The sequence below is a fragment of the Protofrankia sp. CiT1 genome, from assembly GCF_917627335.1.
Classification (GTDB): Bacteria; Actinomycetota; Actinomycetes; order Frankiales; family Frankiaceae; genus Protofrankia.
In genome coordinates, this window is record NZ_CAKJTP010000004.1 from 20,976 (window position 1) to 31,354 (window position 10,379).

The window sequence follows — 10,379 nt, forward strand, 5'->3', positions numbered from 1 at the left end:
GGCGACGGAGTCGGCGATCGCGGCACGAAGGTCGTGTGGCTTGGGCTGCCCTGCCGCCATTGGTGATCGTCCGGCTACTGGTCGAACTCGCCGTCCTGCGCGCCGGCGAGGAAGGCGGTCCATTCGGTGGCTGTGAAGCGTAGGACCGGTCCGTCTGGGTTCTTGGAGTCGCGGACGGCTCGGCCGCCGTCGGGGAGGGTGGCGACCTCGACGCAGTTGCCGCCGGTGCCGCCGGAGTAACTGCTCTTGCGCCAGGTCAGGGGGGCGTCCGCGCCGTGGGTGGTCATCGCTGTAGGTTCTCACGTGCCGCTTTGATGATCGAGAGGGTGTTGGGGGTGGGCGCGAGGGCGGAGCTGCGGAGCTGGTTCATCCAGGCTTCGTAGCGTCGGACCTCGGCCTGTTTCTCCAGGTAGAGGCTGCCCGTGGGAGCTTCGATGTAGACCGTCTCGGAGGCTCCGCCGGTGTCGGGAAAGCCCAGGATCGTGAAGCTTGCGATCATGCCTGCGTGGGCGCCCGCGGTGAACGGCACGACCTGGATCGTCACCGCGGGTTGCTCGGCTGCCTCGATCAGCCGGTCGAGTTGCCGGGCCATGATGGTGGGGCTTCCGACGTGGCGGCGGATCACGGCCTCGTCGATGATCGCCCACAGCTGCACGGGCTGGTCTCCGGTGAGGATCTTCTGCCGGTTCATCCGGAGCTCCACGGCCCGGTCGACTTCGTGGGCGGGTAGCTCCGGCGAGGCGGCGCGGATGACCGCCCGTGCGTAGTCCTCGGTCTGGAGCAGGCCGGGGACGAGCAGGCTCTCGAACGTCGTGATCGTGGAGGCTTCGGCTTCCAGGCCGATGTAGACCTGGAACCAGCGGGGCACGAGATCACCGTAGGAGTACCACCAGGCGGGCCTGCGGTTCTCCTTCACCAGTGCCAGCAGGGTTTGGCGCTGCTCGTCGTCGGTGACGCCGTAGAGGTCGAGCAGGTCCGAGACGTTACGCAGGACGAACCGGAACTGGCCGGTCTCCATCCGGCTGATCGTCGGCCCGCTGCGATGGATGTGTTCCCCAGCCTGGTCGACGGTCAGCTCCTTGGCCTCCCGCAGGCGGCGCAGCTCCGCGCCCAGGCGCCGGCGCCGCACGGTAGGGCCTGGTGTGCTCGGCATCGCCCTCCCTTCTCCCGGTAGCAGTCTGCCAGCCCCTGCCTCGGGCCGATCAACCCTGACTCACGTATCAGTCATACGTACTTGCGTATGAGAGTTCCATAGGTGCATTCTGCCAGTACCACCGGCGCCGCCCATGACGGCGCTGGGGCGTGGAACGAAGGGCACGCCAGGAGATCGATTTCCGGTCGGCAAGGGCAAGGGGGCAGGGCCATGGAGGAACACCGGTACGTGGTGTGGGACGCGGAGGGACGACCGCTGGGCGCGTTCGGTGACTTCGACGCCGCCCACGAGTGGGCGCACCGGCGCCTGCGGCAGGCGCTGACTTGCCTACCCCTGACTGTGGATGACCGGGTGGCGAAGGTCAGCCGCCTGTCGCCGGCGCGGTGTGAGCTGGTGGTGTGGGTCGAGTTCGCAGTCCTCCCGGGCTGCGACCTGCCCGGCCTCACACGGGGTGCGGGCGCTCCGCCGCATTGCCTGCCCGCGCGGCCCGCACGCGGATGAGCACTACGATCACCGGCCGCCGCACGCGTGGCGCCGCGTGGGGATCGGCATGACCGGCGGCTCCTCGTCCGCGATCCGGGTTGCGGTGGCGCATTTCCCGCCCACGATCGTCGCCGTCCCCCAGGTGCGCAGGAGCACCGTTGACACGCTCACCCTGTGGTCCGTCGACCCGGACGCCGTCAGCGTCGCTGAGGTAGTCGTATGCGAGCTGGCCTCGAACGGCGCGGAGGCAAGCCACCCGGACGACGTCGTGGCCGTAAGGCTCACCGCGACCAGCGGGACCGTCCTGATCGAGGTGTGGGACGACAACGACGCCGGCCCCCGCATCACCGACCCGGACACCGACAGCGAGGGCGGCCGAGGCCTGCTCATGGTCGGCGCGCTGAGCAGCCGATGGTCCTGGTACCGCGCCAAGACCCGAGGCAAGGTCGTGTGGGCGGAGATTCCTGGCGGCCTGGTGCCAGAACCAACGGCCACGGTTGCAGCGATGCCGACCCGAACAGCGATCGTCGGGCCGGAGCCCACGGGGCCGGTCGTCTACCGCACCGACTCGGAAACCCTGCGGCGGGTCGCCGATGCGCTGTGTGGACTTGACCCCTGGCACCGCCCCCGTCCACCCGAATCTGTCGCACACCGCGTCAGTGTCAGAACCTGACCGGGGGTCGGCCATGAGGAAAGCCAGCCTGAAGGCAGAACAGAAGGATCTACGCGATCGTATGCTGGACGCGGGGTCAACCTCCGCGGAGATCGCGGGCGAGTTCATCCGCCGCTACCGTTGCGAGTTGGAGCGCTGGCCCCACCCGGCCGAACGGCGGCGGCTCACCCCGCAGGTTCTCGCGCTGCTCGCGGCCACCTACGGGACAGACGTGCACAGCCTGCTCGACGTCCACGACCGCGCCTGCCTGCGGCCCGCAGACAGGCTTGTGATCGACTCCATGGGCGCCAGCTCCGTGGACACATGCACCTGCGGCTTACACGGAGAGCGAAAAGCGATGATCTCGGCTGCACGGACGGTGCCACTCCGCGCGCTCCCAGCGGTTCGATCCAGTGCCTCGGTGCAACCTTTGCCGGTCGTACAGACGAACACCTCGTCCTAGCCACTGGTGGACCTGGAGGTCCGAGGGCCGGGTTCGCGGGGCGAAGAGAACGCCGGCAGCCCAGGGCGAAACCTGGCCGGCCTCAGTGTCTCCGCGGATCCTCGGCGGCCACGATGCGCCGAGTCCCAAGCACGACAGCGATCATCTGGTTCATATTTCCTACTCGCATCACCCAAACAGGCCATCAGTGTGGCTGGCATAAATGGGCTGAAAGTATTAAATCTTGCTGACTGGCCGTTCCGACTTCAAAGTTGGAACGAGACCAGTCCGACCTCGCGCGGTACATATGCTGAGCAAGGCGGTGCACTTCATCAGCATCGCCCGCGGCGGCGGGGCGGCCGACTCGCCGCTACAGCGGGTCCGTCTGGACACTGCCCACGGCCACATCCTGCTGTCCGACCCGGCCACCCGGGATGATGGGCGGGCCCTCCTCGACCGCGCCGCGACGATGGCCGCGCGCTACGGGCTGAGCCACCAGCTGCGCAGCATCGAGGGCATCAAGGCCCGTGAGCGAGGGGGCATCCGGCCCCCGGCGGTGACCAGGGAGACGAGCGCGTGACGGACAACCAGCCAGCCATCACCGACGAGGCGCGGCACCAGGCCACCCTGATCTGGGACTACCACCGGATGCACCACGACGTGCGGCCGGTCGATGTCGCGATCGGCTTGGGCAGCCACGACCTGGGGGTGCCGGTGTTCTGCGCCGAGCTGTATCGCGCCGGGCTGTTTTCGACCCTGGTGTTCACCGGCGGCCCCAACCCCACCGCACCGGAGCGGTTCCCCCGCGGTGAGGCCGTCCACTTCCGGGAGCATGCCCTCGACCTCGGCGTCCCCGACACCGCGATCCTGCTGGAGACCAAGGCCCGCAACACCGGTGAGAACATCACGTTCTCCCGGCAGGTCCTGGCCGCGGCAGGCATTGCCCCAGCCTGGGTGCTGCTGGTCTCCATGCCGTATATGGAGCGGCGCTCCTTCGCCACCGCCCGCAAGCTATGGCCCGAGGTCGAGGTGATCTGCGCGTCGCAGCCGCTGGTGTTCGACGACTACCTCAAGAGCATCGGTGACGACAAGATGGTCATCGACATGCTCGTCGGTGACCTGCAACGGGTGATCGAGTACCCGAAGCTCGGGTTCGCCATCGCCCAGGACGTCCCGGAGGACGTGTATGCGGCCTTCAAGGCTCTCGTCGCCGCCGGCTTCGACAGCCGTCTCCTCACCGCCTGAGCTGCCAGACCATGAACCCCGTTGCACTGGCCGTGACCTGCTTCAAACACCAGCTTGGTCAGACGATCCGTTTCGCACATGATACATCGTGTCGATCTACAGTCAGCGGATCGCAAACCTTTGAGATCTGAATCCAGCAAAAACCGCGCTCCGTAACCGCTGAATACGGAAAGGAGTCGTGCGTGGATGCTGTACGTGCCTTTGCTGGGAGGCTACGGGTTATGTCTGTAGCCTCGCGAGACGGGCATTGATCAGTTCTTTGTCAAAGACCGCGTCGGTACGGCCCTCGTCATCATCGTCGAAGTAGTACAGGGCGGGATCGGGCTGGCGGCCGCCGACGCAACGGGGATAGGCGGTTCCCGTCGCGGCGAGCAGTGTCCTCTCAACAATGACGTTGTGGTCCAGGTTGTCGCCGAAGTCGAACAGGTAGCGGAACGTGGTGCCTTCCGTGGCGATCTGGGCGAGGGTCACCGAGTCCGGATCTTGATCGCCCAGGTCGGAGGAATATCCGAACTGTCCGTAGTCGGTCGTGAACACCCATAGGTGATCGCCATTCCAGTCGAACGCGGCCTGGATCACCTTGTGCAGGTCGGTCAGCGTACTCATCGAGGAGATCTCAAGCCGGCGCCAGATCGGTGGTTTCGACCCGCGCAGCAGCACCTTGACCCGGTAGACGGTTCCCGCCGCGGCGGCCGCGGGTGGCGGGGGCGGCGGGAGTGGGTCCAGCGCCAGCCTGGCCGCGTCGAGTTGCCCGCGTATGAGGGCGGGAGCCGATGCGTAAAGCCTGTCGAAGAGGGCCTCGGAGCTGGTTTCGGTCTCGTACAGCCGGAAGGCGATGACGTCCGCGCAGGTGGCGCGGTGCTCGACCGCGCCAGGTTCCTTGTACGCGGAGGTGAACTGGTCCAGCACGTCCGCCAGCTGCTCGTCCCACTGCTGGTGCGCGATGGCGCCCAGCCCGCGGGCGTCGGCGGTGAAGTGCGCCCAGGCCCGGATGACGGCTGGCAGCAGCGCCAGGTCGTCATCCCCGATCGTAATGTGTTGACTCACTTCGGTGATGAGGAAATATCCCAGCGACAGCGGGCCGTAGTGCTGCGCCGCTCGTCCCAGGTCGAGGGCCCAATCAGCCGCCATCCGCGCCCAGATCCGGGCCACGTCGCGATCGGGTAACGCCTTGGCGCGATCTGTCGCGAGGAAGCGTGTGACGACGCGTCCGGCTTCCGCTCGGTCGGCCCCGTCATCGACCAGGTCCAAGTCTGAGCCGTTGACATCCGATCCGCCAATAACGATCATATCGGCGTCGCTGGCCCCGGTCCCGGCGAGCGCGTCGTCGGGCAGTAGATCGAGTCTCGCCCGCAGCAGTGCCCAGGTCCCGGCTGGGTCGTCGTCCTCGTCGTCCTCGTCGTCCTCGCTGCCGCGGTCGTCGACGCCGTGCTGGGCAACGCCGTCGCGGTCCGCCGCGTCCGGGAGGTAGTCCGCCTCCGGCGGGCCGTGATCGAGCATCCTGTCGAGGGCGTCATCGAGCCGGGCTCTGGCCTGCGCGGCAGTCAGTGAGATCGGATCGCTGAGCGATCCCGCCGGACCGAAGGTCGTGACCAGCGTTGTGAGGTTGCTGGCCGCCATTTCGCCAACCATGATCTTAAAGATGCCCGCGAGGGAGGCATGGTCGACGAAGACGACGACAACGTGGTCGATCGCGGCCCGCCGGAAGACAAGCGTGATCACCTCAACGTCGCCGAACATGTCGGTCGTCGACAGCGCGTCGATCAGTTCGGTGGTACCGCTATGGGCGGCCCAGGCCGGTTCCGGGACACCGCGTCCGGCCAGGCCGCGCGCGGCCACCGTGGCCAGGTCGCGCATCCAGTCCTCACCCACCAGCGCCAGCGCGCGCAAGATCGTCAGGGCAACGGCGCTGGACTGGCCCGCCAGATAGTGGATAAACGTCTCGACCTGGTTTTCCATGACGTCATTCGGGTCATGGGTGTCGCCGGCCGCGTCATCGGCCCAACCGGTGACCCAGATCTGCCCCAGTAACCGTGACGCCCACATTTCAGCGACGAGCACCGACTGCTCATCATGGAGGGGCGCGGCGGCTTCGAGGACTGGCCCGTACGGCCACGGCGTGTTCCGGCTGTGGTCCCTTATCAGGGCCTGACCGGGGCTCTTCCGAGTGACAGGGCTCACACCTCCTATCGTAACAGGACGCTACCAGACAAGCGCGCGCGGATTCTCCACCGCGGAGCGCGCTGGAAGGTCACTGGCTGATCATCCTCGCCCGATGCGCAGACTGGGACGATGCCGTACACACTTGTCTCCTTCCACGCCCATCCTGATGATGAGGCGCTGCTCACCGGCGGCACCCTGGCGAGGGCGGCGGCCGAGGGGCACCGGGTGGTCCTTGTGGTCGCCACCACCGGCGCTGCTGGCTCAGCGTCGCGTGAGGTGCTCGCCCGCGGCCCGTTGGCCCACCAGCGTCAGGCCGAGCTGGAGCGCTCCGCCCGGCTGCTCGGATGCGCGCGGGTCGTGTGGCTGGGCTATCAGGATTCCGGGATGCCAGCCGCGCCGTCCGCCGCCGCGCCGGCGACATTCGCCGCGGCGGACGTCGGTGAAGCGGCCCTGCGGCTGGCTGAGATCCTGCGGGTGGAGCGGGCGGACGCGCTCACCATCTACGACCCGGTCGGTGGCTACGGCCACCCGGACCATGTGCAGGTGCACCAGGTCGGGGTTCGTGCCGCCCGGCTCGCCGGTACCGCGGTCGTCCTGGAGGCGACGCTGGATCGCGGGGTGCTGCGGCGGGCGCTGCGGATCGTCAGCCGGTTGCCCGGCGTCCCGGCGGGCTTCGGCCCCGCGCGCGCCGCGGGCATGTACACCCCACGTGAGGCGCTGACCCACCGGGTCGACGTGCGTCGCCACGCGCGTACGAAGAGGGCGGCCCTGGCCGCTCACGCCAGCCAGGCCAGCGTCGACGCGGGGTCGGGGCTCCGCCTGCTGACAGTGCTGCTGCGCCTTCCCTACCCGGTGTTCAGATGGGCACTGGGCACCGAGTGGTACGTCGAACATGGCCGGGCACCCGGCCAGCCGCTCCTCGACGACATCTTCGCGAGCCTCGCCCGGTGACCGGGGGAGAGCGCACCGCCTGCCGCCTGCCGCCTGCCGCCGCTGGCCGTTAACCGATGACCGATGACTGGGTCCGGATGAGCTGGATACTTTTCGTATCCGCCGGGCAGGTGGTGCCAGCCACACCCTGGTGGGCCGGTTACCGGCAGACGCCCGACCTTCGCCGCCGCGAGAGCGGGGGCGGTGGTCCCCCGTGGCGGGAAACGTCTTTCCGCTATTGGCTCCCGAAGGTCCCGCGGAAGGTGTTGTCCGCACAATGAGCGAGGCTTTTTCCGCACGTCCGGAGATATATGTGACGTTGCTGTTGTCGAATTTGACGTGAGCTGGAACGCCCGCTTCGCGAGATGGCGATTTGACAGTGCGAAACACCGCTGAAGCAATGTCTCCGTATAAGAAGGACGGGCGATCCGCATGGTTCGCTCTACTCGCTGTAGAACAGTGGGTATGCACCCTCGCCGACCGTCGGTCATTGAGGAGGTCCACGTACGTGGCCAAGCAGATCCAGCATCTGGACCGGGTGGCAATCCGGTTCGCCGGTGACTCCGGCGACGGCATGCAGCTCACCGGCGACCGTTTCGCCTCCGAGACCGCCATCCTGGGAAACGACCTGTCCACCCTGCCCAACTACCCCGCCGAGATCCGCGCCCCATCAGGATCGCTGCACGGCGTGTCCAGCTTCCAGGTGCATTTCGCCGCCCATGACGTCCTCACCCCCGGTGACTCGCCGGATGTACTGGTGGCGATGAACCCGGCGGCGTTGCGGGCCAATCTTGCCGATCTGCCGCCGAATGCGGAGATCATTGTCAACACAGATGAGTTCACCCCGCGTAATCTTGAGAAGGTCGGTTACACGAGTAATCCACTGGAGAACGACTCGCTCGACGGGTACACGGTGCACCGGGTGCCGCTGACGACCGCGACGGTCGCCGCGCTCGCCGATCTCGACGTCGCCAAGAAGGACGCCGAGCGGGCGAAGAACATGTTCGCCCTCGGTCTGCTGTCGTGGATGTACAGCCGGCCCACCGAGGGCACGGTCGAGTTTCTCAAGCAGAAGTTCGCCAAGAAGCCGGTGCTGGCCGCCGCGAACGTGGCCGCGTTCCAGGCCGGCTGGAACTATGGTGAGACCACCGAGGACTTCGCCGTCCGCTACGAGGTCAAGCCCGCGAAGCTGGAGCCCGGCACCTACCGCAGCGTCAACGGCAACTCGGCGCTCGCCTACGGCCTGGCCGCCGCGGCCCTGCGGGCTCGCCTGCCGCTCTTCCTGGGTGCCTATCCGATCACCCCGGCTTCGGAGATCCTGCACGAGCTGTCCGGGTACAAGCGCTACGGCGTGACCACCTTCCAGGCCGAGGACGAGATCGCGGCGGTCGGCTCGGCGCTGGGTGCCTCCTACGGCGGTGCGCTCGGTGTCACCTCGACCTCCGGCCCGGGGCTGGCGCTCAAGACCGAGACCCTCGGCCTCGCGGTGATGCTGGAGCTTCCGCTGGTCATCGTCGACGTGCAGCGGGCCGGCCCGTCGACCGGCCTGCCGACCAAGACCGAGCAGTCCGACCTGAACATCGCCCTGTTCGGCCGGCACGGTGAGGCGCCGCTCGCGGTGATCGCGGCCCGCTCACCGGCGGACTGTTTCGACGCGGCGCTGGAGGCGGCGCGCATCGCGCTGACCTACCGGATGCCGGTCATCCTGCTCTCCGACGGCTACCTGGCCAATGGCTCCGAGCCGTGGCTGTTGCCGGATCCGGCGGACCTGCCCGACCTGCGGGTGGAGTTCGCGACCGAGCCCAACGGCCCCGACGGCACGTTCCTGCCCTACCTGCACGATCCGCACACGCTGGCCCGCCCCTGGGCGGTGCCGGGCACACCCGGCCTGGAACACCGCATCGGTGGGCTGGAGAAGGCGGACCGTACCGGCGCGGTGTCCTATGTGCCGGCCGACCACGACCTGATGATGCGGCTGCGCGCGGCCCGGGTCGAGGCGATCGACGTGCCTGACCTTGAGGTTGAGGATCCTTCGGGTACTGCCCGGGTGCTGGTGCTCGGCTGGGGCTCCACCTACGGGCCGATCGGTGCCGCCTGCCGCAAGCTGCGGGAACGCGGGGTCTCCATCGCCCAGGCGCATCTGCGTCACATCGCGCCGATGCCGAAGAACGTCGGTGCGGTGCTCGCCAGCTACGACCGCGTCGTGATCCCGGAGATGAACCTCGGCCAGCTCGCCCATGTGGTCCGGGAGCGCTACCTGATCGACAGCGTGTCCTACAACAAGGTCAACGGCCAGCCGTTCACCTCGGCCGAGCTGGAGACAGTTCTCGAGGAGGTCGTGCGTAATGACTGAAGTGCCCGTCAAACTCACCGCCAAGGACTTCAGGTCGAATCAGGAGGTCCGCTGGTGCCCGGGATGCGGTGACTTCGCGATCCTGTCGGCCATCCAGTCGTTCATGCCGGAGCTGGGCATCCCGCGTGAGCGGATCACGTTCGTCTCCGGGATCGGCTGTTCGTCCCGGTTCCCGTACTACCTCAACACCTACGGCATGCACTCGATCCACGGCCGGGCACCGGCGATCGCGACGGGTCTCGCGGTCAGCCGTCCAGACCTGTCGGTATGGGTCGTCAGCGGTGACGGTGACGCGCTGTCGATCGGCGGCAACCACCTCATCCACGCACTCCGCCGTAACGTCAACCTCAAGATCCTGATGTTCAACAACCGGATCTACGGGTTGACCAAGGGGCAGTGCTCGCCCACGTCGGAGTTCGGCAAGGTCACCAAGTCGACGCCGGTCGGCTCCCGCGACACCCCGTTCAACCCGATCGCGCTCGCGCTCGGCGCGGAGGCGTCGTTCGTGGCCCGTACCATCGACTCCGACCGCAAGCACCTGCACTCGGTGCTGCGTGCCGCCGCCGCGCACGAGGGTAGCGCCTTCATCGAGATCTACCAGAACTGTGCCATCTTCAACGACGGTGCGTTCGACGTGCTGAAGGACCCGGCCAGCCGCGACTCGGTGCTGGTCCGTCTGGAGCACGGTAAGCCGATCACGTTCGGCGGGTCGGGGGAGAAGTGCGTCGTGCGCGAGCCGCGTGGTTTCGGGCTCGAGGTCGCGGACACCGCCAACGTCCCCCGCAGCGAGATCATCGTTCACGACGAGACGGTCGCGGGCCCGGCCTACGCCTTCACCCTGTCTCGGCTGTCCGACTCCGATCTGAGCAACACCCCGATCGGGGTGTTCCGCCGGGTGCACCGGCCCTCGTACGAGGCCATGGTGGCGGAGCAGAACACCTCCGCGCGGGCGGGCAGC

Annotated in this window: 11 protein-coding genes; 8 read left to right on the plus strand and 3 right to left on the minus strand. The window is 67.8% G+C overall.

What is annotated here, in order from left to right; all coding sequences use genetic code 11:
* Positions 1-74: 74 nt before the first annotated feature.
* Together MJ785_RS01475 and MJ785_RS01480 are read right to left on the minus strand one after the other, a co-directional pair.
* Entirely contained in the window at positions 75-287 is a 213-nt protein-coding gene (locus MJ785_RS01475; protein ID WP_239379932.1) for a DUF397 domain-containing protein, read from the minus strand.
* Positions 284-1,153 (minus strand): helix-turn-helix transcriptional regulator, encoded by an 870-nt coding sequence (locus tag MJ785_RS01480; protein ID WP_239379933.1) that lies wholly within the window; start codon positions 1,151-1,153, stop codon positions 284-286. The genes MJ785_RS01475 and MJ785_RS01480 overlap by 4 nt, the downstream gene beginning before the upstream one ends.
* Positions 1,154-1,363: 210 nt before the next feature.
* Between MJ785_RS01480 and MJ785_RS01485 the strand changes: the two genes are divergently transcribed.
* The 5 genes from MJ785_RS01485 to MJ785_RS01505 all read left to right on the plus strand — a co-directional run bounded on the left by MJ785_RS01485 (position 1,364) and on the right by MJ785_RS01505 (position 3,975).
* Positions 1,364-1,654: a hypothetical protein gene (locus MJ785_RS01485; protein ID WP_239308083.1), complete on the plus strand. Its 291-nt coding sequence runs from the start codon at positions 1,364-1,366 to the stop codon at positions 1,652-1,654.
* A 49-nt stretch (positions 1,655-1,703) separates the two neighbouring features.
* Positions 1,704-2,309: an ATP-binding protein gene (locus MJ785_RS01490; protein WP_239308084.1), complete on the plus strand. Its 606-nt coding sequence runs from the start codon at positions 1,704-1,706 to the stop codon at positions 2,307-2,309.
* A gap of 13 nt (positions 2,310-2,322) precedes the next feature.
* The gene (locus tag MJ785_RS01495; RefSeq protein WP_239379934.1) at positions 2,323-2,751 is read left to right on the plus strand and encodes a hypothetical protein; all 429 of its coding nucleotides are present in this window, start codon (positions 2,323-2,325) and stop codon (positions 2,749-2,751) included.
* Positions 2,752-3,037: 286 nt separating this feature from the next.
* Complete coding sequence (locus MJ785_RS01500; RefSeq protein WP_239308086.1) at positions 3,038-3,310, plus strand: hypothetical protein; 273 nt, start codon at positions 3,038-3,040, stop codon at positions 3,308-3,310.
* A complete protein-coding gene (locus MJ785_RS01505) occupies positions 3,307-3,975 on the plus strand; it encodes a YdcF family protein (protein WP_239379935.1) in 669 nt (222 codons plus the stop codon). The genes MJ785_RS01500 and MJ785_RS01505 overlap by 4 nt, the downstream gene beginning before the upstream one ends.
* Before the next feature lie 219 nt (positions 3,976-4,194).
* On the opposite strand, the gene MJ785_RS01510 is transcribed toward MJ785_RS01505, so the two are convergent.
* Positions 4,195-6,036, minus strand: coding sequence for a plasmid pRiA4b ORF-3 family protein (locus MJ785_RS01510; RefSeq protein WP_239379936.1), 1,842 nt, complete (start codon positions 6,034-6,036; stop codon positions 4,195-4,197).
* Between the two features lie 231 nt (positions 6,037-6,267).
* On the opposite strand from MJ785_RS01510, the gene MJ785_RS01515 reads away from it, so the two are divergent.
* The 3 genes from MJ785_RS01515 to MJ785_RS01525 form a co-directional block, all read left to right on the plus strand.
* Positions 6,268-7,089, plus strand: coding sequence for a PIG-L deacetylase family protein (locus tag MJ785_RS01515; protein WP_239308090.1), 822 nt, complete (start codon positions 6,268-6,270; stop codon positions 7,087-7,089).
* 553 nt (positions 7,090-7,642) lie between these two features.
* The gene (locus tag MJ785_RS01520; RefSeq protein ID WP_370651405.1) at positions 7,643-9,421 is read left to right on the plus strand and encodes a 2-oxoacid:acceptor oxidoreductase subunit alpha; all 1,779 of its coding nucleotides are present in this window, start codon (positions 7,643-7,645) and stop codon (positions 9,419-9,421) included.
* Positions 9,414-10,379: 2-oxoacid:ferredoxin oxidoreductase subunit beta (locus tag MJ785_RS01525; protein ID WP_239379937.1), on the plus strand; the 966-nt coding region annotated here is incomplete at its 3' end. The genes MJ785_RS01520 and MJ785_RS01525, both read left to right, overlap by 8 nt.